Source organism: Micromonospora sp. CA-269861, from assembly GCF_050948505.1.
Lineage (GTDB): Bacteria > Actinomycetota > Actinomycetes > Mycobacteriales > Micromonosporaceae > Micromonospora.
On the sequence record NZ_CP192014.1, the window covers coordinates 5587982 to 5609600 of the forward strand.

Below are 21619 nucleotides of genomic sequence, written 5' to 3' on the forward strand. Positions count from 1 at the left end.
GGGTGTGCGGGGCCCGGCCACCGTCGAATTTCTCGACGTCGCCAGGACAACGGTGCGGTGCGTCAGGTTGCGGTGGTGACCCTGTTCCGCGCGAGGAGCCGAGTGACGGACTTGAACTGGAACTGCTGGACCAGGACGGCGGCGACGATGATGCCGCCCTTGACCATGTTCTGCGCCTCGATGGAGAGGCCGTTGATGGCGAAGAGGTTCGTGATCGTGGCGAAGATGATGACGCCGAGCAGTGAGCCGACGATCGTGCCCCGACCACCGCTGAGCAACGTCCCGCCGATGATCGCCGCGGCGATCGCGTCCAACTCGTACAGGTTGGCCATCGCCGCCTGCGCCGAGGTCGCCTGCGAGGTGAGCATGATGGCGGCGATACCGCAGCAGAGACCGGAGAGCGCGTAGAGCAGCATGGTGTGCCGCCGGACGTTGATGCCGGCCAACCGGGCTGCCTCCGGGTTACCGCCGACGGCGATGGTCCGCCGGCCGAAGGTCGTGCGGTTGAGCACCACCCAACCGGCGAGCACCACCGCGCCGAGGATGTAGACGAGGATCGGAATCCCGATCACCTTGCGCGCCGCGATGTCGTTGATGAAGGTGCTGCTCGACACCTGGGTCTGCTTGTTGGAGATCGACGCCGCGAGCCCACGCGCGGCCACCAGCATCGCGAGCGTCGCGATGAAGGGAACCAGCCGCCCGTAAGAGATGAGCACGCCGTTGACGAGGCCGACGCAGATGCCGACCGCGAGGGCGGTGAAGATCATGCCGCCGGCGCCGTAGCTCTGGGTGGCCACCGTGGTGCACCAGACCCCGGCCAGCGCGACGATCGCACCCACCGACAGGTCGATGCCACCACCGATGATCACGAAGGTCATCCCGACCGTGACCACACCGACGACCGAGGCCAACTGGAGGATGGCCAGGACGTTGTTCCAGACCCAGTTCGGGTCGCCGTACAGGTCGGGCTTGGTGACCGCGCCGACCACGATGAGCGCGGCCAGCACCCCGATCAGACCGAGGTTGCGCTTGGCGCCGTCGCCACCGTCACCCGACCACCAGGAGAGCTTGCCCGCGGATCGTGCCTTGTCGCTGGCCACCGCCGTCTCCGCCGGATCCACCGGCGGCGACTGCGCCGGAAGCTGCGAGCGCTCCGGTGTCGCGGTGGGAGTGGGAGTCGCGTCGCTCATGCCGGTGCGCCTTCCATCAAGGACCCCGCCATAACGAGGTCAAGCACAGTGTTCTCGTCGAGTTCGCCGGCCGCGGCTTCGCGGACGACCCGCCCTTCCCGCATCACCAGCACCCGGTCGGCCAGACCCAGCACCTCGGGGACCTCGCTGGAGACCAGCAGCACCCCCACGCCCTGAGCGGCCAGCGCACGGATGACCTGGTAGAGCTCAGCCCGGGCGCCCACGTCCACGCCCCGGGTGGGCTCGTCGAGAAGCAGCAACTTGGTGCCGCCGAGCAGCCAGCGCCCGACCACCACCTTCTGCTGGTTGCCGCCGGACAGCGTGCGTACCGGTCGGTCGACGTCCAGGGGCCGCAGCTCCAGGGTCTCGGCGATCCGGTCCGCCTCGGCGCGTTCCTTGGTGGCGTTGGTGAAGCCGAGCCGCGCGTACCGGCCGAAGGTGGCAAGGGTGACGTTGCGGTAGATCGGCTCGCCGAGCAGCAGCGCCTGGCTCTTACGTTCCTCCGGGGCCATCCCCATGCCGGCCCGCACTGCCGCGCCGACGCCGGGACGCAGGACCTTGCCGTCCATCCGCACCGAGCCGGCCTCCGCGAGGCGGGCACCGTAGATCGTCTCCAGCAGTTCGGACCGACCGGAGCCGACCAGCCCCGCGATGCCCACGATCTCCCCGGCACGCACGCTCAGCGAGACATCGGCGAACTCGCCCGCGCGGGTCAACCCCTCCACCTGGAGCAGGTCGGCACCCGCGGCGTCGTCGGTCGGCCGGTCCGGGAAGACGTACTCGATGGTGCGGCCGGTCATCCGGCTCACCAGATCGCGGGTCGGGGTCTCGCGCGCCGGCAGGTTCGCCGCGGTGGTCCGGCCGTCCTTGAGTACGGTGACCCGGTCGCCGATCTCGCGGATCTCCTCCAGCCGGTGGGAGATGTAGATGACGGCGATGCCCTGTGCGGTCAGCTCACGGATGATCCGGAACAGGTTGCCGACCTCGTCGTGGGCCAGCACCGCGCTCGGCTCGTCCATGATGATCAGTCGGGCCTCGTGCGACAGCGCCCGCGCCATGCTGACGATCTGCTTGCCCGCGGCCGGCAGTGACCGGACCATCCGGCCGGGCGGGATCTCACCGTGGCCGAGCCGGCTGAGGATCTGCCGGGTGTGCCGGGCCATCCGGCCGCGCCGGATGAACCCGAAGCTGCGGTACTCGTGCCCGAGGAACGCGTTCTCCGCCACCGACAGATCCTCGACGAGATCGAGTTCCTGGTAGATCGTGGCGATGCCGGCCTTCATGGCGGCCTGCGGGTTGGCGAACGTGGCCGGCTCACCGCGCCACTCCACCTGCCCGGAATCCGGTTGGTGCACCCCGGCGAGCACCTTGATGAGGGTGGACTTGCCCGCACCGTTCTGCCCGAGCAGGCAGTGCACCTCGCCGGCACGCACCTCGAGCTGCACGCCGTCGAGCGCGCGTACGCCGGGGAAGGTCTTCACCAGATCGGTGAGGCGCAGGACCACCTCGCCCTTGACGGTGTCGGCGGGAGCCTCGACCAGCGGCGCCCCGGCGACGGCCTCGGCCGACGCGGTGGCGTGGTCATCCTCGGGCAGAGCCACAGTCTCCTCCTCGCTCACGACGGAATCTCGAACAGCTTCATGCGGCTTCCCCGAAGGCGACGTCGCTCGCGAGCACCGCCGCGCCGGCGACACCGGCACGGCCGCCCAGCTCGGACAGGACGACGGGAAGGTTGCCGGTGGCCAGCGGCAGTGACCGGCGGTAGACCACACTGCGGATCTCGGCGAGCAGGATGTGGCCCAACTGGGCCAGCCCGCCGCCGATCACGATCATCGACGGGTTGGTGAAGCTGACCAGGCCGGCAAGCACCCCGCCGACCCGCCGTCCACCGTCCCGGATCAACTGGATGCAGGTCACGTCACCCTCGACGGCGCCCTCGGCGACGTCCAGCGCGGTCACCACACCCCGCAGGGACAGCCGCTCGGCCAGCGCCGGCGACGTCCCGCTGCGGGCGGCGGCGGCCGCGTCCTTGGCCAGCGCGGCGCCGCTGAACAGCGCCTCCAGGCAGCCCACGTTGCCGCAGGAACACATCGGACCGTGCGAGTCGACCTGGATGTGGCCTATGTCGCCGGCACAGCCGTCGGTGCCCCGGTAGACCTCGCCGGTGAGGTAGATGCCGCACCCGATGCCGGTGCCGATCTTCACGAAGAGGAAGTCGTCCACCGAGTGGGCTACCCCACCGTGCCGCTCGCCGATCGCCATGATGTTGACGTCGTTGTCGACCACCGCCGGGCAGCCGTGCTCCCGGCTGAGCAGCTCACGCACCGGGTACCGGTCCCAGCCCGGCATGATCGGCGGTGAGACCGGAACGCCGTCGCGGAAGCTGACCGGGCCGGGCACACCGATGCCCACCGCGTCCAGTCGCTCGTACGCGCCGTCGACCCGGGCCTTGTGCAGCAGCTCGTTGACCCGTTGCAGGGTTACCTTCGGACCGTTGCGGATGTCGGCTGTCTCGGCGTAGTGGGCCACCGGTTCGAGCCGGCCGTTGACCACCTCGACGTCCATTGAACTGGCGCCGAGGTCGACGGCGGCGAAGCGCAGCTTCGGGTTCAACTCGACAAGCGTCGAGCGACGCCCACCCCGGGAGGCGGCGAGTCCTGCCTCGGCGACGTAGCCCAGCGCGACCAGGCGGTCCAGCTCGGCCAACATGCGCGGACGCGGCATCTGGAGTCGGTCGCCCAACTCGGCCCGGGACACGGCGCCCTCGTCGCGGAGCAACCGCAACAGTCGCACGTGTAGAGGGTCGACGGTCCGCACCGAAAAGCCCCCTCTTCCTTGACAGCGTTCACATCGACGCAATGTCGATGTGTTGTGTCCGACACAGTAAGAGCGGTCGCATCGCCTGTCCAGAGCTTCGGCTGTTTCGACGCTAACTTTTGCTCAAACGGACAGAAGTTTCGGTCGCGCCTGCGACGGGATGGACGGATTTCGCTGTGCACAGTGGCCGCGCCGGCACCCCGCCGTCGGCTGAGGCGGACGGACGCGCCCGCCCCGACCCCCTGGGCGACACCCGCCTCCAGCCGCATCCGACGGGCGAGTCTGGTCAGCACGCGCCACTGCCGGAGTCGATCGGTATCGATGCGCTCAAGCAGCGATTACGCCGCCAAGGCGGCCACGCCAGCACACCCGAATCGCCGCCTCCAGCGTCGCCGCAATTGGTAAGGACGTTGACAGTCATCAACGTGGTCGTTAACGTTCCTGGGCATCGACAGCTACGGGGCGAGTCGCGCACCGCAATTACCCAATCGCGATGACCTCCCGTTCTGGCGTGCCCGAAGACCCCGACGGGAAGGACCCCAATGAATCGACCGACGCGCTTTGTCGCGGCCGTATCCGCAGCAGCGTTCATCGCGCTTCTCGCCCCATCGGCAGCCCAGGCGGCACCGTCGTCGACCGGCTCCGACCTTGCTGCCGCAGCCGCGACGCCCGTTCGACAGGCCGCTTCCACCGCTGCTGAGGGCGACTTCGGCACCCTCGGGAACTGCACCGCCGGGATCTTCTGCGGCGAGGTGAAGAACCGGCTCGGCCGATCCATCAAGCTCTCGGGCAACTGGCCGACCAACAGCAAGACGATGTGGCTGCCGGCCGGTCAGGGCAGCGCATCTGACTCGTCGTACTACTACGAATTCCGGGACACCGACGGTTTCCAGGTGCCCAGCGGATACATTTATTACGACAGCGTGGGCAACAAGTACTACCCCGGTTGGCACAAGGTGAACGACCTCCAAGAGGTCACGCTCAACGGCTGGTGCCTCACCTCAGCCTGCAGTTAGTAATCAGCTCCAAAAATGCGCGCGTCCTTGGCTGCCGACTTGGTGGAGTCCGGCAGCCAAGGACGCGTCGCGTCAATCGGCCGAACCGCGCTGGTGGTGCTTCTTCTTGAGCTTGCGGTCGTCGCGCAGCTCGACGTACGGCTCATCGTCCACCGCGTGGCCGGCCGAGATCGCACGGCCGCGCTCCAACTCCGCGTCGAACTCCGCGCCCAGCAGGATCGCGATGTTGCTCAGCCAGAGCCAGACCAGGAAGATGATCACCCCGGCCAGCGTCCCGTACGTCTTGTCGTACGAGCCGAAGTTGCTCACGTAGAAGGCGAACAGGCCGGAGATCGCCAGCCAGATCACCACGGCCAGCACGCCGCCGGGGCTGACCCAGCGGAAGCCGCCGTGCCGCGCGTTCGGCGAGGCCCAGTAGAGGATCGCGAACATCAGGCTGATCAGGATCAGCAGCACCGGCCACTTCGCGATGTCCCACACCGTCACCGCGGTCGAGCCGAGGCCGACCACGTCCCCCACTGCTTCGGCGAGACGACCGGTGAAGACCACGATCACCGCGCAGGCCAGCAGCAGCACGCCGATCACCGCGGTCACGCCGGCCCGGATCGGCAGCGTCTTCCAGATCGGCCGGCCCTCCGGCACGTCGTAGATGGTGTTCGAGGCACGCATGAACGCGCCGATGTAGCCAGACGCGGACCAGAACGCGGCCAACAGACCGATGATCGCCGCGATGCTGGCGAGGCCACCGTTGCGCTGGGCGGTGTCGATCGCACCCTCGATGATCTTCTGAATGCTGTCGTTCGGCACCGCCTGGTTGACGGTGTCCTTCACGCCCTCGGTGGCGGTCTCGCCGAGCAGGCCGAGGAGGGAGATCAGGACCAGCAGACCCGGGAAGATGGACAGCACCCCGTAGTAGGTGAGCGCCGCCGCCCAGTCGGTGAGGCTGTCGTCCTGGAATTCGGTGATCGTCCGGCGCAACGCCGCCTTCCACCCGCTGCCGGGCAGGTCGGTGGGGCTGTCCGGCCCCGCGTCGGGCCCGACCGGCGCACTGGCGGGATCACGTTCACGCTCCCGCTGGGCGGAAGACTCGTCCGAGGCCATCGCCCCTCCTCCTGGTCGGTGTCACCTCCGGACATGCCCCGTCGACGGGTGCGGGTAACCCCTACTTGTAGAGCAACCTCGCCATTCGGCGAGAAGCCACCAGCAGGCCGACCGCAACCATCGCCAGCAGGTAGAGCACGTCGAGCAGCCACAGCCAGCCACCACTGCCCAGCGCGACCCCACGGATCAGGTGCACCGACCGGTACAGCGGGGTGATCTCGACGAGCCAGTGCAGCACTGTCGGATAGGCCTGCGCCGGCACGAAGGTGCCGGAGAAGAGGAAGAGCGTGAACTGCGCGGAGCCCATCAGGTCGAAGTCCTGCCAGCTACGCATGAAGGTGGAGATCGCCATGCCGAGCGCCCCGAACGCGAACCCGACCAGCACCGCGGCCGGGAGGGCGGTCAGCGCGCGGGTGACGCTTGTCAGCTCCAGCGCGACCATCACCCCGAGGAACGCCGCCGAGTAGGCGCTGCCCCGCAGCATCGCCCAACCCAACTCGCCCACGGCGATCTCGAACGGCCGTACCGGGGTGGCGATCATCCCGTCGTACAGCTTCATGTACTTCATCTTGCCGAAGAAGTTGAATGTGGTCTCCGCGAGCGCCCCGGTCATCGCCGACGAGGCGAGCATCGCCGGGGCCACGAACTCGGCGTACGAGACCAACCGCCCGTCGGGCAGCGGCAGGTCACCGACCAGCGCACCGACGCCAACCCCGATGGACAGCAGGTAGAGCAGCGGTTCCACGAAGCCGGAGAGCAGCAGCAGCCAGTAGACCGACTTCAACGCCGCGACGTTGCGCTCGACCACCGACGCCGACCGCCGGGACGCGGCGGAGACGTCGACCAGCCGGGGCAGGATCAGCGTGAGCACGACAGCCTCTCTGCTTGCTTCTCAGACGACGAGCTTGCGACGGAAGGCGCGCACCGCCAGCAACCAGCCGGCGACCGCCCAGGCCGCCAGGTAGAGCAGGTGCCCGACGATCGACCACTGTGGGGCGACGCCCAGCGTGGCCGCGCGGCACAGGTCCACGGCGTGCCACAACGGCGTCGCGTACGCCAACCAGCGCAGCGCGTCGGGCAACGACTCGACCGGGAAGAACACCCCGGCGAAGAGCGTCATCGGGATGACAGCGAACCGGAACAGCATCGCGAGCCAACTGTCGCTCGACACCGACGCGGCGTACGCGAAGGTCGGCGCGGCGACGGCCAGCCCGAGCAACGCCACCACCGGCAGGGTGGCCACCGCCCACGGCGACCGCAACGCCCCGAACAGACCGGTGACCAGCAGGAACGCCGCGATCGTGGTGAGCACCCGGAACAGCACGAAGGCCAGGTGCCCGGCCACGATGTCATGGACCCGTAGCGGCGACGCGCCCTGCGCGAAGTAGGTCCTGATCCACTGGAAGTTGCTGAACACGGGCCAGGTGGAGTCGCCGACCGTCACCTGGAGCGCGGTCGAGGCGATCAGCCCGGGGACCAGCCAGTCGAGGTACCGCACCCCACCGACGCCCTGGTCGATGTAGCCGCCGACGCCCAGCCCGAAGCCGAGGACCGTCAGCACCGGCAGCAGGAACGAGGAGAACACCCCGGCCCGCCAGGTGCGCCGCAGACCCACCAGGTAGTGCTCGAACACCGCGTACGCCGGCACCCAGGGGAACCGAGCCGATCTCGCCACACTCACCCGACCACCCCGCCCACCGCGCCGGCCACCACGACCTGTCTACCCCCGGGGTACGACAGACCGCCGGTCACCCTACGACGACCGGGTCGACGTGTCGCCCGGGTTTCGCCGCCGTGCCCCGGGCCCAAGACGCTTGATCGACTCGGGTTCTTGAAAGTCGGGGTGGCAGAGCCACCCCGAGGCCCCGACTTCCTGAAAGCCGAGTCGATCTAAATGGCGTGACCGCTACCTACCGGCCAACGGCGTCGGAATCGACGAATGCGCGCCACGCGTCGGGCGGGAAGACGAGCACGGGGCCGGCCGGGTTTTTGGAGTCGCGAACGGCGACCAGCCCGGGCAGGTTGTCGGCAACCTCGACACAGTTGCCGCCATCCGGGCCGCTACGGATGCTCTTGCGCCACCGGGCACCGGTTAGATCCATGTCTCCGCCACTTCCGCCATCAGGTCGAGGGACTGCGTCTGCGATAGTGCCTCACCGCGGATCGACTCCCACACCTCGATCATCTGATGGACGTACTCGACACGATCGATGACCTGCCCATGGCGTTGGCCGGCGAGGTAGACAAGATCATCTCCCTGTGGCGAGCTAGCGATCACGAACGGTCCCCCGAGCCCAGCGTAAGCACCGGCAGGAGCTGGCACTACCTGGATTCGGACCCGGGGAAACGCCGAGCCGAGCTTCACCAGATGCTGAATCTGCTCGCGCATGACTTCCGACCCACCAACGGTACGGCGCAACACGTGCTCGTCGATGACGGCGGTGAGCAGCGGAGGCCGGTCGCGGGTGAACAGTCCCTGACGCTCCAGCCGGGTCGCCACCTGTTGCTCGATCTCGTCCGACGCGAACAGTCCGCCGCCGGTCAGCAGCGCGCGGGCGTACCCCTCGGTCTGCAACAGACCTGGCACACACAGCGGCTCGAACCACCGCAGCGCCGTGGTCTCCTGCTCGATGCCGGCCCAGTCGCGGAACCACGGCACCACGGCCTCCCGGCTGATCCGCCGCTGGATGCGCTCGAACCGACCGTCGGCGCCGAACACGACGTCACACCGACGGGCGAAGTCCAGACTCGGCCGGCGCTCGGAGGTCTCCACCTTGGCGACCAGCGCACCGGAATAGCTCAACGCCTCGGCCAGTGCCGCCTGTGACATCCCACTGGTGGCCCGAGCCAGCCGCAGCTCCTCGGCGAAGTGCTCCAGCATGGACGAACTCTCCACTGACAACCCCCGTACGTTCCCGTACCGCGCCGGGCCGAGCGCCGTACGCCGTGGTCGTCGGCGTCCGGAACCTCCCACCGTAGTCGGGTCCTCACCAGACTGTCACCCAGCGGAACCGCTCACGGGATCAGACGGCGGGCGGAACCAGGCCGGGAGCGTCCCGTGACCCCCCGATCCGGGGCGCTCCCACCCACCCGATGGAGGTTCCCTCGTGCGACTCACCTGGTCGGCTCATGACGGTGGCGGGCACTGATGCCCAGGTACCGCCCACACGTGGCGGCACGCCCGTCCTGGCGCTGCCGGGTCTGTGGGGCGGCGTGGCCCTGCTCGCCGGCCCGCCTGTCGCTGCTCGGCGAGTACCGCGAGAACCGGATCGGCCTGCTCATCTACCTCGCCGCGCTGCTCTACGAGGCGAGCGGGGACCTCGCCGGGCACGACGGGCTGACCGACCGCTTCCTCACCTGGGCCAGAGCCCGCTGAACGGTGATCGGTCAGGCCGGTCGGTACGCGCGGACCAGCGCCTGCACGGCGTAACCGAGCAGCAGCACTCCCGCGCCGACGCCGACCACCAGACCGGCGGCGACCGCCGAGGCGAGGCCGGTGACGAGCCCCGCCACTGCCACCAGGCACAGCGCGACGCCGAGCGGACGAAGCAGCGGGTCCCGCAGGAGCGGGGCGAGCGGGAAGAAGTGCAGACCGACCACCAGGCAGACCAGCACCGGCACGTACTCGGACCAGCCGGCGGCGACCAGCACGGCGGCACCCAGCCCGGCGGCGGCGAACTCGGCGACGACGATGAGCAGGTACGGACGGTCGGCCGCCCGGTCCCGAGGACCACCGGCACCCCGGAGTCGGGCGGACAGCACGCCGCCCAGCGCGGCGGTGAGCAGCGCGATGATGCTGGCCACCACGAGCAGGGCACGCAGCGGTTGCTCCGCCGCCGGCACGCTGAACCAGACCATCGCGAAGATGCCCAGGTAGAGAGCGGTAAGCCCGGCCTGACGTCGGTTGGCGGTCACCAGATCAGACATGAAACCCCCGTGGTCGGAAGCCGACTCGGTGAATTCACTGCATCGGCTGGCCGATGCTACGCCCAAGATCAAACGCAGTCGAGCGGTCAGTCGACCAGGGTGCGGCCGGTCAGGTGCAGGAAGACGTCCTCCAGGCCGCTGCGCCGGACCAGCACGTTCGCCGGCTGGAGCCCCAACGCGGCGACCTCGGCGACCGCCGCGTCGCCGTCGGGCACGTAGAGCAGGACCCGGTCGGGCAGCACCTCGACCCGCTCCCCCAGCCCGTCCAGCTTGCCGGCGAACGGCTCCTGCGACTCGGCGGTGAAGCGCAGCTCGACAACCTCGCGGGTCGAGTGCTGCTCGATCAACGCCCGGGGCGAGCCCTCCGCGACGATCCGCCCGCCGTCCATCACCACCAGCCGGTCACAGAGCTGCTCGGCCTCGTCCATGTAGTGCGTGGTGAGCACCAGCGTGACGCCCTGCTGCTTGAGCCGGAACAGCCGCTCCCACACCAGGTGCCGGGCCTGCGGGTCGAGGCCGGTGGTCGGCTCGTCGAGCAGCACGATCTCCGGGTCGTTGACCAGCGCGCGGGCGATGGTCAGCCGACGCTTCATCCCACCGGACAGCGGCTCGACCTTGCTGTCGGCCCGCTCGGTGAGCTGGACGAAGTCGAGCAACTCGGCAGCGCGCTCCCGGGCCGCCCGGCGGGAGATGCCGAAGTAGCGGGCGTACACGGTGAGGTTTTCCCGGACGGTCAGCTCCGGGTCGAGATTGTCCAGCTGGGGGCACACACCGAGGCGCGCGCGGATCGCCGGCCCGTCAGCCACCGGGTCCATGTCGAGGATGCGCAGCTCACCCCCGCTGGGTGGGGAGATGCAGCCGATCATCCGCATGGTGGACGACTTGCCCGCGCCGTTGGGCCCGAGGAAGCCGAACGCCTCACCCGGGCGCACCTCGACATCGATGCCGTCCACGGCGGTGAAATCGCCGAACCGCTTCACCAGCCCGCGAGCCTGAATCAGTGGTCGCCCCGAAGTCACCGCCCGACCCTAACCGCCGGGTCCGACACCCCTCCACGCAAATAAGCGGCCGGGGCCCGCCAGCCACCCCGAAACCCGTACACCAGCGGCGAAACGCCGATCGATGCCCCACCGGTCTGCCAATCGACGTGTATCGTCCTTCCGTGTCGCCCATCAGCCCGCCAGATGGTTCGTCGTCACCTGCCCGACCAGCCAACATTCCCATTGATGCGCCAGCAGCGAGCCCCAAGGGCGGGCCACCCCGACCACGGTCGGAAGCCGAGCCGGCAGAGCCCGACGAATCGGGCATCGCCGAGCGGGCGACCCGGGACCTGGCGGCCCAGTTCGAGGACGAGAAGCCGGGTCGGGTGCTCTCCGGGCCGGCGGGTCTGCTCCTCACCGCGGCGGCGCTGGCGGTCGGCGCTCTCGCCCTGTGGCAGGTGTTCCGCCCCCTGTCGCAGGGCAGCAAGTACTACTTGATCATCTTCCTGGCCGGCGTACTCCCGCTGGTCTTCCTCGCCTACCCGGCCGACCTGCGGCTGCCGGCCCGCCTCCGCCCCCGGCGGCTGGAACGCCCGCCAACTACGCCAGACCGGCGCGACCACGCCGACACCGCTAGCGACACCGACACCCGGGCACCGGCGTCGACCCGACCCACCGTGACCGACTGGCTCCTGGTCGCCCTGGCGGTCGCGGCCTGTCTCTATCCCATCCTGCCGATCCGGATCGGCAGCGGTGGCGGCGGCTACAACGCGTTCCTCGACCGGCAGGGCCTGCTGACACCGACGGATCTGGTGCTGGGCACCGTCCTGTTGCTCCTGCTGCTCGAAGCATGTCGGCGTACCACCGGTTGGATCCTGCCGGCGGTCTGCCTGCTGTTCCTCGGCTACGGCTACTACGGCGGGTTGCTGCCACAGTCCTGGCCGGTCGCGCACGCAGGGCTCGACTTCAGTCAACTGGTCGACGCGTTCTACAACTCCGACAGCGGTTTCTACGGCACGCCACTCGACGTGGCCGCCTCGTACATCGTGCTGTTCACCATCTACGGCGCGGTGCTGGAGTTGTCCGGGGCCGGGCGGTTCTTCGTCGAGCTGTCGGCCGCGGCGTTCCGGCGCTCGCGTACCGCCGCCGGCCGGACGGCGGTGGCCTCCGGCTTCCTGCTCGGCACCGTCTCCGGCTCCGGCGCGGCGACGACGGTGAGCATCGGCGCTGTCACCTGGCCGCTGCTGCGCCGCGCCGGCTATCCCCCGGAGCGGGCCGGCGGCATGCTGGCCGCGGCCGGTGTGGGCGCCATCCTGTCCCCGCCCACCCTGGGCGCGGCGGCGTTCATCATCGCCGAGTACCTGGGCGTCTCGTACCTACAGGTACTGGGCTGGGCAACGGTGCCGACGGTGCTCTACTACCTCGGCATCCTGCTCGCCGTGGAGATCGACGCCCGCCGCTCCGGCGTACGCCCCGTGGTGATCGACGTCGGCTCGCCCTGGCGTCTGCTGGCCCGGTTCGGCTACCACTTCGCCTCGCTGATCGCCATCATCGTGTTCCTCGCGGTCGGTGTGTCCGCGACGAGGGCTGTCGTCTTCGCCATTTTGCTCGCCGTCGCGTTGTCGTTCCTGGACCGCGCGCACCGGCTCACCCCGGGCCGGCTGGTGACCGCGCTCGTCACAGGCGTACGCGGCGTCCTCGCCGTCACCGCGGTCTGCGCCGCCGCCGGCATCATCACGGCGACCACCACGAAGACCGGCCTCGGGCCGCAGGCGGCGGCGCTGCTGATCGGCGGGGCGCAGGCGGTCACATCGGACCCGACGCTGGTGCTGGTGCTCACCGCACTGCTCGCCGCCGTCGCGCTCACCCTGCTGGGCCTGGCCGTGCCGGTCACCGCGTCGTTCGTGATCGGTTGGGTGATCGTCGGTCCGGCCCTGCTCGACCTGGGCGTCACCGCGCCGGCGGCGGCGATGTTCGTCTTCTACTTCGCGGTGCTGTCCGAGGTGTCCCCACCGACCGCGCTCGCCGCGGTGGCCGCCGCCGCGGTCACCGGCGGCCGGCTGGTGCCGACCATGTGGCAGACCCTGCGATACGCGCTGCCGGCGTACCTGACCCCTGTCGCGTTCGTCATCACGCCGGCCGGGCTCGGTCTGCTCGGCATCGGTGGTGTCGGGCGGATCGCCTTCGCGGCCGTGGTCGTCGCGCTCAGCGTGGCGGTGCTCGCCGTCGCCGCCGGTGGCTGGCTGCCCGGCGTCGGTCCGGCCGGCGTCCCGGAACGCGTACTCGGTGCCCTCGCCGGTGTCACCCTGCTCTGGCTCGAACCCGTGCCGGTCACGGTAGGCGCGGCGCTGGCCGCCGTCGCGGCGGCGGGTGTGTTCGTCCGACGCGGATCCGCCGGCCGTTCATCGTCCGGATCACCAGCCAGTCCTGTGGAGGAAAAACTGTGAGACGAATCGACGTACGGCTCGCGGCGGGTCTGTGCGTGCTCGCCCTCGCCACTGTCGGCACCGCGGGTTGCGGTGGTCAGCAGGGCGGCGCGGCCACTGACAACGCGGCCAGCGAGGTCACCTGCGAGGTGACCCGGGAGACCCGCGTCGGCATCGCCACCGGCAACGCGACAGGCGTCTACTACGTGGTCGGCAACGCCCTGGCCGGGCAGTTGTCCGGGGCGACCGGCGGCAAGCTCACCGGCACCGCCGCCGAGACCGGCGCCTCGGTGCAGAACGTCGAGCAACTCGTCGGTGGCCAGTACGACGTGGCGTTCTCGCTGTTCGACACGGCGGTCAACGCGGTGGAGGGCAAGGGCAGCTTCACCGCGCCGCAGCCGGTGCAGGCGCTGGCCCGCATCTACGACAACTACACCCAGGTGGTGGTCCGCAACGATTCCGGGATCACCTCGGTGGCCGACATGCGGGGCAAGCGGATCTCCACCGGCTCACCGAAATCCGGCACCGAGGTGATCGCCAACCGACTGTTGGAGGCCGCCGGCCTCGACCCGGCCAAGGACATCCGGGCGCAGCGACTGGACCTGACCAAGACGGTCGAGGGAATCCAGGACGGCAGCGTCGACGGCCTCTTCTGGTCCGGTGGTCTGCCCACCGGGGGCCTCACCGACCTGTTCACCACGGCCGGCGACTCGGTGAAGTTCGTCGACATCTCGCCATTGCTGCCGAACGTGACCGCGCTGAGCCCCGGCTACCAGGGGGGCACGATCGGGCGGGACGCGTACCGGACGGCGACCGACACCCCGACCATCGTCGTACCCAACGTCTTGTTGGTCCGCAAGGACCTGGACGCCAACGTGGCCTGCGCGATCACCCGGACGGTGTTCGAGAAGCGGGACGCCCTGGCCCAGGCCAACCCGGCGGCCAAGGGGATCTCGCTGGAGAGGGCCCGCAGGACCCTGCCGGTGCCGCTGCACCGCGGCGCCGAGAAGGCGCTGAAGGACCTCGGCGCGAGCTGACCCGGCCGGTCAGGTGTCGGCCGGCGCGGTGGCGGCGCGGGCCGCACCGACCAGACGGTCGGTCTCGGCGAGCAGGGTTTCGTCGTCCGCCGGAGTGCCGGGGTCGAGTCGGACCGTCCAGGTCAGACCGTCGACCCCGGCCTCACGCCGGGCCGCGACCCGCGCCGCGCCGCCGGGCACCGGCTGGTGCTCGGTGTACGCGACCGATCGGGTCACCCGTGCCCGCACCTGGTGCGGCAGCTCCCCCGGGTCGAGCAGCAGGTACGTCTCGGCCGGACCGTCGGCGACCACCGTGTAGCCGTCCCGCTCGACGACGGGCTCAGCGGGTGTCACGGTCAGCTCCCGGCCGGACCAGACCGCCTTGAGGATGATGTGCCAGCCGAGCCGGTGCCCTCGGCCGGGCAGCCACAACCCGAGGTTGGTGGCGACCACCACCCCGTCGCCCTCGCCGTTGCCGACTGCGGCCCAGGCCAGCACCCGCTCATCGGCGGTCAGCGGCGGCCGGTCGGCCGGTGGCAGCTTCGGCTTACGGCTGAACAGTCCCATCTAGAGGCCTCCCGCAGCCTGCTCGCGCAGCGCCCGGGCGTGCTGCTCCAGCGACAGCAGCTCACCGAAGGCGGCGAAGTACTCGTCCTTGTTGTTGACCGGGTTGATCCGCTGGATGCGGGACTTCAGGTCCCGGACCCGGGCGGTCACCGACCCGAACTGCACCCGGGCCATGGTGATCGACACGTAGCGCGGGTCCGGTTCGCCGTCGATCCGCAGTGGTTCGACGGCCAACTCACCGACCAGCGCCGCGGACGCCAGGTCCTCGCAGGCGTCGCGCACCGACTCGATCCAGACCGCGCCGCCGGTCGCCGACACGGCACCACCGGCCGCCGCGATGGCCGCACGCACCGCGACGTGCACCGGGTGGCGGTATTCGGTGGCCTCGACCGCGTCGAACATCGGCCCGGCCAGGACCGGTTGCTGGAGGGCGAGTTTGAGCGCCTCCCGCTCGACCATCGACTGCGGGCTGTCCAGTTCCGGCTCCGGTCGGGCCGAGGCGGGCCGGGCGGCTGGGGCGGCGTCGCGGGCGCTGGGCGGCGGAGCGTTGCCGGCGGCGAGCACCGCCCGCTGCACCGGCTCGATCTCCATGCCGAGGTCCATGGCGAGCTTGCGGACGTACTCTGGGCGCTTCTCCCGGTCCTTGAGTCGCGCGACAAGCGGCGCGGCGTGACGCATGGCCTCGACCCGGCCGTCGACGGTGTCCAGGTCGAAGCGGCTGATCACGTGTCGCAGCGCGAAGTCGACGAGCGGCTCACGGCGGGCGACCAGGTCACGCACCGCCAGGTCGCCCTTGGCCAGCCGCAGATCGCACGGGTCCATGTTGTCCGGGCTGACCGCGATGAACGTGCGCCCGACGAAGCGCTGATCGTCCTCGAAGGCGCGCAGCGCGGCCTTCTGCCCGGCGGCGTCCCCGTCGAAGGTAAAGATGATCTCGCCGGCCACCTCGTCGCTGTCGAACAGGAGCCGACGCAGGACCGAGATGTGGTCCGCGGCGAAGGCGGTGCCGCAGGTTGCCACCGCCGTGGTCACCCCGGCGAGGTGACACGCCATCACGTCGGTGTAGCCCTCGACGATCACCGCCCGCCCCTGCTTGGCGATCTCCCGTTTGGCCTGGTCGATGCCGTAGAGCACGTGCGACTTCTTGTAGATCGGCGTCTCGGGGGTGTTCAGGTACTTCGGGCCGTCGTCGTCATCGAAGAGCTTGCGCGCGCCGAAGCCGATCACGTCGCCGGCGAGGTCGCGGATCGGCCAGAGCAACCGACGGCGGAACCTGTCGATCAGGGTGCCGGAGCGGGACTCCCGGGACAGCCCGGCGGTAACCAGCTCCTGGTGGTTGAAGCCCTGCTGGCGCAGGTGCTTGGTGAGCAGGTCCCAGCCCTCCGGCGCGAAGCCACAGCCGTAGCGCTCGGCGGCGGCCCGGTCGAAGCCTCGTCGCGCCAGGAACTCCCGTGCCGGCCGGGCGCCCGCGGTGCTCAGTTGCGCGCGGTAGAACTCGACGGCGGCGGCGTGCGCGGCGACCAGGCGCTGCCGCTGACCCTGCTGCGGGCGGGGGCGCGGGGTGCCCTTGTCGTCCTCGATGTAGCGCAACTGGATGCCGGCGCGGCCGGCCAGCCGCTCGACGGACTCCACGAAGCTGAGGTGGTCGGCGTCCATCAGGAACTTGATCGCGTCCCCGCCGGCACCGCAGCCGAAGCAGTACCAGACGTTGCGGGCCGGCGAGACGTTGAACGACGGACTCTTCTCGTCGTGGAACGGGCACAGCCCCTTGAGGTTGCCGCCGCCGGCGGACTTCAGGGTGACCGTCTCGGAGATCACATCCCCGATCGAGGTGCGTTCCCGGACCAGTGCGATGTCCTCGTCCCGGATCCGCCCAGCCATTCGCCACCCCCTCGCCGTACATCCTGCCCTGCCGGACCGACGACACGCCGGCCGGGGGACGCCGGTGTGGCGACGACCGCTGCCGGCTGGACGGTTCCGGCCCGCGAGCCGGGTCCGCGCGGGGACCATGACCAGATGCGCAGGGTACGGACCGACGGCCCCCACGTGCCGCGATGGCTGGCGGGTTGGCTGGGGCTGGACGGACAGACCCCGCAGGCCGACGAGGCCGGGCACCGCCACGCCACCTGGCTGGAACTCTTCCTCGACCTCATCTTCGTGTACGCGCTGGCGGCCGTGGTACGCCGGCTGGGCGACGAGCCGAGCCCGTCGCCGACTGCCCTGCTGGCCGTGATCGGGCTCTTCGTGGTGATCCAGTGGGCCTGGATGGGGCAGGTCTACTACGACACCCGGTTCGATCCGGACGACGCGCTCCACCGACTACTGGTGCTTGTCGCGTTGGTCGGCGCGGGCGCGATGACCCTCGGCGTGGACGAGGTGCCGGAGAGCGTGCTCCTGCCGGTCGGGTACCTGATCGTGCGGGGCGTGCTGCTCCTGCTGTACCTGCGGGCCCGCCCGACCAGCTCGAAGGCCCGGATGGTGACGACCGTCTACCTGATCGGCTTCGGGTCGGGCTGGTTGATCTGGCTGGCGTCGCTGGCCGCGCCCACCAGGCTGCGCCCGGTCCTGTGGGTGGTCGCGATGGTCATCGAACTGGCCACGCCCTGGGTCGGGGTGCGGTGGCTCAACCGCTGGCCGGTGGACAACAGGCATCTGCCGGAACGGATCGGGCAGTTCACCATCATCGTGCTGGGCAGCGCGCTGGCCAGCCTGCTCTTCGCCGTGCCGGACCACCCCCCGCCGCACATGATCCTCACCGCCGCGATGGCCTTCCTGATCCCGGCGGCCGTCTGGTGGGTCTACACCACCTTCGTCACCACCCGCCTGACCCAGAGCCGGCTGCGCGGCGGGCAGGCGTACAGCTACCTGCATATTCCGCTCGGCGGCGCGCTGCTGCTGCTCGGCTGGGCGCTCGGGCAAGTGGTCCGGCTGGTCGACGACGACGCCGCCCGGCTGCCGCTGGAGCTGCGGCTGCTGCTGGGCGCCTCGATGGTGGTGTGGACGCTGTGTGGCCTCGCCCTGTACTGGCTCTGGACCCGGCCGAGCGCCGCCCGGTTGGCGATCGCCGCCTACGGGGTGGTCTCGGTCAGCCTGATCACCGCGACGGTGCACCAGCCGAGGGTGATGCTGTCGCTGCTCGCCCTGGCGGTCGTCGGGTACGCCGTACTGCTCAGCAGGCGCCTCGCCCGCGCCGGCAACGAGGTGGACACCCAGGAAGGATGAGCGGGGCTCAGGCCGCCGCAGCAGGCTCCGGGATGGCAACCTCCTCGGCCGCCACCTGCTGGTTCCAGTCGGCCTTGGTGGAGCGCCAGCCCTCGTCGTCCATTCCGCGCCGCCAGTAGCCGGAGATGGAGAGCCGGTCGAGGGGTACGCCCCGCTCGCGGCGCAGCAGCCGACGCAACTCCCGGACGAAGGCGGCCTCGCCGTGCACGAACGCGTGCACCTGGCCAGCCGGGAACTCCAACGCCCGTACCGCCGCGACAAGCGCCTCGCCCACCGGGCGGTCGCCGCGATGCAGCCAGGTCAGCTCGACCGCTCCGGGGCTGAGCAGCTTCTGCTCCTCCGCCGGGTCGGCGATCTCCACGAAGACGTGGGCCGGAGCACCCAGCGGCAGCCGTTCCAGCGCGGCGGCGATCGCCGGCAGGGCACTCTCGTCGCCGACCAGCAGGTGCCAGTCCGCGTCCGGGCTCGGGGCGTACGCGCCGCCGGGGCCGACGAAGTGCACCGGATCGCCCGGGCGCAGCGCGGCGGCCCACGGACCGGCCAACCCCTCGTCGCCGTGGTACACCACGTCGACGGTCAGCTCCCCGGCCAGCGGATCCCAGCGCCGCACCGTGTACGCGCGCAGCCGGGGCCACTGCTCCCGGGGCAGGTCCCGGCGGATCGCGGCGAGGTCCAACGGCTGCGGGTACGCGACACCCGACTGCGGGAAGACCACCTTGATGTAGTGGTCGGTGAACTCGCCCACCGGCAGGCCGACCAGTTCGTCCCCACCGAGGACGAGCCGGATCAGGTGCGGGGTGGGCCGCTCGGTGCGCAGCAGCCGGGCCGAGGTGACGTTCCTGGGGCGTTCCGTCATGTCAGTTAGGCTAGCCTAAGCTGGCTCGGAGACAGTCGGGGGTGTCCCCTTGCCGACCAGGCGAGTGTGCCAGGTCACCGCCGCCGGGTCGGTGAGCGAGGCGACCTGGTCGATAACCACCCGCAGCCTGGCCGCGTCGTCCGGGGCTGCCCGCCACAGCGGGGCAAAGATCGGGTCGAGCCCCTCCGGGGCGCGACGGACCAGCGCGGCGACCACCTCGGCAAGCATCGTCCGCTGCCGCTCGTAGCGCCCCCGGAAGCCGCTGCGACGCATCACGTACCGGAGCGCGATGCCCTTGAGCAGGGCACACTGCGCCCGGACCAGTCGGGGCACCACCAGGTCGGCGGCGTACCGGCGGTGCGGGCCCGGACCGAAGCGCTCCTCAGTGGCAGCCACCGCCGCGGACACGAACAGCCCGGTCACCCCACTGGTGGTGGCCTTCAGCGCCACCTGCGCGCGATGGCTGCCGTCGTACCCGGCGAACGGGGCGAGCAGCGGACCGGCCAGCAGATCGACAAGCACCTCAGCCAGGTCCGTCGCGGACTCCCCCGAGTAGGCGGAGGCCACGTCGGCGCAGAGCGCGGCCCGCTCGTCGGCATCGGTGAGCAACGGGTGCAACGTGACGTAGCCACCGTGGATCCCGTCCTCCACATCGTGCACCGAGTACGCGACGTCGTCGGCCCAGTCCATCACCTGGGCCTCCAGGCAGCGCCGGTCGCCGGGCGCACCGGCCCGGATCCAGTCGAAGACTGCCGCGTCGTCGGCGTACACCCCGAACTTGCGCTCCCCCGGCCGGCGCGGCCACGGGTACTTGCCGATCGCGTCGAGCGACGCCCGGGTCAGGTTCAGACCGGCGGACGAACCGTCCGGGGCGAGCACCTTCGCCTCCAGGCGGGTCAACACCCGCAGGGTCTGCGCGTTGCCCTCGAAGCCGCCGCACGGCGTGGCGAGCAGGTCCAGGGCCGCCTCGCCGTTGTGCCCGAACGGCGGGTGCCCCAGGTCGTGCGCGAGCCCCGCGACGTCCACCACATCCGGGTCGCAACCCAGCCGGGCACCCATCTCCCGGGCGATCTGGGCCACCTCCAGCGAGTGCGTCAGCCGCGTACGCAGAAAGTCGTCAGTGCCGGCGGTGTGCACCTGGGTCTTGGTGGCCAGCCGGCGGAACGCCGCCGAGTGCAGCACCCGGGCCCGGTCGCGCTCGTACGGCGACCGGCGATGCCCGGTGTCCTTGGGCGGCTCCTCGACCAACCGCGCGTCCGCCGCCCCCGGCTCACTCCTCGCGCTCACAGGGCTGCTGTTGTTCGCGACTGCGGGGCTCGCAAAACCGGCTCACTCCTCGCGCTCACGGAGCCGCCGCTGTTCGCGACTGCGGGGCTCGCAAAACCGGCTCACTCCTCGCGCTCACGGAGAACGCAGAACTCGTTGCCTTCCGGGTCACTCAACACCGTCCAGTCGACGTCACCCTGACCGATGTCGACGTGCCGCGCGCCCATGTCGACAAGGCGCTCGACCTCGGCCTCCTGATTGGCGGGGCGCAGGTCGAGGTGCAGACGGTTCTTCCGCTCCTTGCCCTCGGCCACCGGGCCGAAGAACAGGGCGGGCAGTTGGTCCGGGGACTGGCGGATCTCCACGCCGCTCGGAGTCTCGGTGACGACCTGATAGCCGAGCGCCTCGGCCCACCAACGGGCCAGTCGGGCCGGATCGCGGGCGTCCACAGTCAGGCTCTCCCAGACACTGGTCATGCAGTCACCTCTTCCCGTTCGACGCGGCGCCCAATCGGCCGTGTGCGAGCGAGCCAAGATTACGCCCGCCCCCGTTGCTCGACCCGCTCACGACGCATCGATGAACTGCACACAACCACCGATTGGCCCGCAGTTGCCAACCGATTGCCGAGGGTTACGGGCTCGCAGTCGGAAGTGGCCACAGGTAGCGTTCCCAGCGCGGAACGTGACCAGCCGAGTGACACGCAGAGCCCGACCGGTGAGGGGTAACGCTCGTGGACGCAGACACGGTGATGGGAACGGAGCTACGCGGGCTGCGCCAGCGCCGACCCGACATCGCCGGCACGGTGCTCGCGGGCACCGACGGCCTGCTCATCTCCAGCGACCTGCCCAGCACCGACGCCACCCATCTCGCCGCGCTCGCCGCCGCGAGTTTCGGGCTCGGTCACCGGGTGGCCGACACCGTCCGGCAGGGTGAGTTCCGGGAGTCGGTCGTGTGCACCACCGCCGGCTGCGTGGTGACCTACCCGGCCGGGCGCAGCGCCCTGCTGACCCTCGTCACCGCGTCCGCCGCCGGCGACCTGGAGGCGCTGCACGAGGAGGCGCGTGCGGTGGCCCGTCGGGCGGGCTCCTTCCTGGACGTTCGCGGCGGAGGCATCGGCGCGACCTCCGTGCCGGACGCGCACGCCCCGCTGGCCACGCGTACCCCGATGGCGACCCTGCCGACACAGTTGCGCCGCCCGTCCCGACCCACCTGGCGTCGTCCGCCGATCTGAACGC

Annotated in this window: 21 protein-coding genes; 6 read left to right on the forward strand and 15 right to left on the reverse strand. The window is 70.5% G+C overall.

Annotated elements, in window-relative coordinates:
* Positions 1–62: 62 nt before the first annotated feature.
* The 3 genes from ACQP0U_RS25495 to ACQP0U_RS25505 form a co-directional block, all read right to left on the reverse strand.
* Positions 63–1190 carry an ABC transporter permease gene (locus ACQP0U_RS25495; RefSeq protein WP_433311697.1) on the reverse strand — a complete coding sequence of 376 codons (1128 nt, stop codon included), beginning with the start codon at positions 1188–1190 and terminating at the stop codon, positions 63–65.
* Positions 1187–2695 carry a sugar ABC transporter ATP-binding protein gene (locus ACQP0U_RS25500; RefSeq protein WP_433321129.1) on the reverse strand — a complete coding sequence of 503 codons (1509 nt, stop codon included), beginning with the start codon at positions 2693–2695 and terminating at the stop codon, positions 1187–1189. Before ACQP0U_RS25500 ends, ACQP0U_RS25495 begins: the two co-directional genes overlap by 4 nt.
* Positions 2696–2828: 133 nt before the next feature.
* Complete coding sequence (locus ACQP0U_RS25505; protein WP_433311700.1) at positions 2829–4007, reverse strand: ROK family protein; 1179 nt, start codon at positions 4005–4007, stop codon at positions 2829–2831.
* Positions 4008–4549: 542 nt separating this feature from the next.
* Between ACQP0U_RS25505 and ACQP0U_RS25510 the strand changes: the two genes are divergently transcribed.
* Positions 4550–5023: a hypothetical protein gene (locus ACQP0U_RS25510; protein WP_433311703.1), complete on the forward strand. Its 474-nt coding sequence runs from the start codon at positions 4550–4552 to the stop codon at positions 5021–5023.
* A gap of 72 nt (positions 5024–5095) precedes the next feature.
* Here the strand turns inward: ACQP0U_RS25510 and ACQP0U_RS25515 are convergent, their stop codons facing one another.
* The 5 genes from ACQP0U_RS25515 to ACQP0U_RS25535 all read right to left on the reverse strand — a co-directional run bounded on the left by ACQP0U_RS25515 (position 5096) and on the right by ACQP0U_RS25535 (position 9005).
* Positions 5096–6124, reverse strand: a complete 1029-nt coding sequence (locus tag ACQP0U_RS25515; RefSeq protein WP_433311706.1) for a YihY/virulence factor BrkB family protein — start codon at positions 6122–6124, stop codon at positions 5096–5098.
* A 61-nt stretch (positions 6125–6185) separates the two neighbouring features.
* Positions 6186–6995, reverse strand: coding sequence for an ABC transporter permease (locus ACQP0U_RS25520; RefSeq protein ID WP_433311709.1), 810 nt, complete (start codon positions 6993–6995; stop codon positions 6186–6188).
* A 21-nt stretch (positions 6996–7016) separates the two neighbouring features.
* Positions 7017–7805, reverse strand: a complete 789-nt coding sequence (locus ACQP0U_RS25525) for an ABC transporter permease (protein WP_433311712.1) — start codon at positions 7803–7805, stop codon at positions 7017–7019.
* 229 nt (positions 7806–8034) lie between these two features.
* Entirely contained in the window at positions 8035–8226 is a 192-nt protein-coding gene (locus ACQP0U_RS25530; RefSeq protein WP_433311715.1) for a DUF397 domain-containing protein, read from the reverse strand.
* Positions 8217–9005 (reverse strand): helix-turn-helix domain-containing protein, encoded by a 789-nt coding sequence (locus ACQP0U_RS25535; RefSeq protein ID WP_433311718.1) that lies wholly within the window; start codon positions 9003–9005, stop codon positions 8217–8219. The genes ACQP0U_RS25530 and ACQP0U_RS25535 overlap by 10 nt, the downstream gene beginning before the upstream one ends.
* Before the next feature lie 267 nt (positions 9006–9272).
* On the opposite strand from ACQP0U_RS25535, the gene ACQP0U_RS25540 reads away from it, so the two are divergent.
* Positions 9273–9500, forward strand: coding sequence for a flavin reductase (locus ACQP0U_RS25540; RefSeq protein WP_433311721.1), 228 nt, complete (start codon positions 9273–9275; stop codon positions 9498–9500).
* Positions 9501–9511: 11 nt separating this feature from the next.
* Here ACQP0U_RS25540 and ACQP0U_RS25545 read toward each other — a convergent pair whose 3' ends face one another.
* Both ACQP0U_RS25545 and ACQP0U_RS25550 read right to left on the reverse strand, forming a co-directional pair.
* Entirely contained in the window at positions 9512–10051 is a 540-nt protein-coding gene (locus tag ACQP0U_RS25545; protein WP_433311724.1) for a hypothetical protein, read from the reverse strand.
* Between the two features lie 86 nt (positions 10052–10137).
* Positions 10138–11070, reverse strand: a complete 933-nt coding sequence (locus ACQP0U_RS25550; RefSeq protein WP_433311727.1) for an ABC transporter ATP-binding protein — start codon at positions 11068–11070, stop codon at positions 10138–10140.
* 143 nt (positions 11071–11213) lie between these two features.
* Between ACQP0U_RS25550 and ACQP0U_RS25555 the strand changes: the two genes are divergently transcribed.
* Both ACQP0U_RS25555 and ACQP0U_RS25560 read left to right on the forward strand, forming a co-directional pair.
* Positions 11214–13478 (forward strand): TRAP transporter permease, encoded by a 2265-nt coding sequence (locus ACQP0U_RS25555; RefSeq protein WP_433311730.1) that lies wholly within the window; start codon positions 11214–11216, stop codon positions 13476–13478.
* Positions 13475–14494, forward strand: a complete 1020-nt coding sequence (locus ACQP0U_RS25560; RefSeq protein WP_433311733.1) for a TAXI family TRAP transporter solute-binding subunit — start codon at positions 13475–13477, stop codon at positions 14492–14494. The genes ACQP0U_RS25555 and ACQP0U_RS25560 overlap by 4 nt, the downstream gene beginning before the upstream one ends.
* Positions 14495–14503: 9 nt before the next feature.
* Here ACQP0U_RS25560 and ACQP0U_RS25565 read toward each other — a convergent pair whose 3' ends face one another.
* On the reverse strand, positions 14504–15040 hold the full coding sequence (locus ACQP0U_RS25565; protein WP_433311736.1) for a hypothetical protein: 537 nt from the start codon (positions 15038–15040) through the stop codon (positions 14504–14506).
* Entirely contained in the window at positions 15041–16921 is a 1881-nt protein-coding gene (gene dnaG / locus ACQP0U_RS25570) for a DNA primase (RefSeq protein WP_433311739.1), read from the reverse strand.
* 135 nt (positions 16922–17056) lie between these two features.
* Between dnaG and ACQP0U_RS25575 the strand changes: the two genes are divergently transcribed.
* Positions 17057–18262, forward strand: coding sequence for a low temperature requirement protein A (locus ACQP0U_RS25575; RefSeq protein WP_433311742.1), 1206 nt, complete (start codon positions 17057–17059; stop codon positions 18260–18262).
* Positions 18263–18269: 7 nt separating this feature from the next.
* Here ACQP0U_RS25575 and ACQP0U_RS25580 read toward each other — a convergent pair whose 3' ends face one another.
* The 3 genes from ACQP0U_RS25580 to ACQP0U_RS25590 all read right to left on the reverse strand — a co-directional run bounded on the left by ACQP0U_RS25580 (position 18270) and on the right by ACQP0U_RS25590 (position 20860).
* Positions 18270–19118, reverse strand: a complete 849-nt coding sequence (locus ACQP0U_RS25580; RefSeq protein ID WP_433311745.1) for a siderophore-interacting protein — start codon at positions 19116–19118, stop codon at positions 18270–18272.
* A 15-nt stretch (positions 19119–19133) separates the two neighbouring features.
* A complete protein-coding gene (locus tag ACQP0U_RS25585) occupies positions 19134–20405 on the reverse strand; it encodes a deoxyguanosinetriphosphate triphosphohydrolase (protein ID WP_433311748.1) in 1272 nt (423 codons plus the stop codon).
* 101 nt (positions 20406–20506) lie between these two features.
* Positions 20507–20860 carry a VOC family protein gene (locus tag ACQP0U_RS25590; protein WP_091408941.1) on the reverse strand — a complete coding sequence of 118 codons (354 nt, stop codon included), beginning with the start codon at positions 20858–20860 and terminating at the stop codon, positions 20507–20509.
* Between the two features lie 254 nt (positions 20861–21114).
* On the opposite strand from ACQP0U_RS25590, the gene ACQP0U_RS25595 reads away from it, so the two are divergent.
* Complete coding sequence (locus ACQP0U_RS25595; protein WP_433311750.1) at positions 21115–21615, forward strand: roadblock/LC7 domain-containing protein; 501 nt, start codon at positions 21115–21117, stop codon at positions 21613–21615.
* Positions 21616–21619 lie beyond the last annotated feature (4 nt).

Excerpts from the sequence above, each read along its gene's own strand:
- ACQP0U_RS25495 (WP_433311697.1), bottom strand. The coding sequence starts at position 1,190 with ATGAGCGACGCGACTCCCACTCCCACCGCGACACCGGAGCGCTCGCAG.
- ACQP0U_RS25510 (WP_433311703.1), top strand. The coding sequence starts at position 4,550 with ATGAATCGACCGACGCGCTTTGTCGCGGCCGTATCCGCAGCAGCGTTC.
- ACQP0U_RS25515 (WP_433311706.1), bottom strand. The coding sequence starts at position 6,124 with ATGGCCTCGGACGAGTCTTCCGCCCAGCGGGAGCGTGAACGTGATCCC.
- ACQP0U_RS25530 (WP_433311715.1), bottom strand. The coding sequence starts at position 8,226 with ATGGATCTAACCGGTGCCCGGTGGCGCAAGAGCATCCGTAGCGGCCCG.
- ACQP0U_RS25535 (WP_433311718.1), bottom strand. The coding sequence starts at position 9,005 with ATGCTGGAGCACTTCGCCGAGGAGCTGCGGCTGGCTCGGGCCACCAGT.
- ACQP0U_RS25540 (WP_433311721.1), top strand. The coding sequence starts at position 9,273 with ATGCCCAGGTACCGCCCACACGTGGCGGCACGCCCGTCCTGGCGCTGC.
- ACQP0U_RS25545 (WP_433311724.1), bottom strand. The coding sequence starts at position 10,051 with ATGTCTGATCTGGTGACCGCCAACCGACGTCAGGCCGGGCTTACCGCT.
- ACQP0U_RS25565 (WP_433311736.1), bottom strand. The coding sequence starts at position 15,040 with ATGGGACTGTTCAGCCGTAAGCCGAAGCTGCCACCGGCCGACCGGCCG.
- dnaG (WP_433311739.1), bottom strand. The coding sequence starts at position 16,921 with ATGGCTGGGCGGATCCGGGACGAGGACATCGCACTGGTCCGGGAACGC.
- ACQP0U_RS25575 (WP_433311742.1), top strand. The coding sequence starts at position 17,057 with ATGCGCAGGGTACGGACCGACGGCCCCCACGTGCCGCGATGGCTGGCG.
- ACQP0U_RS25580 (WP_433311745.1), bottom strand. The coding sequence starts at position 19,118 with ATGACGGAACGCCCCAGGAACGTCACCTCGGCCCGGCTGCTGCGCACC.
- ACQP0U_RS25590 (WP_091408941.1), bottom strand. The coding sequence starts at position 20,860 with ATGACCAGTGTCTGGGAGAGCCTGACTGTGGACGCCCGCGATCCGGCC.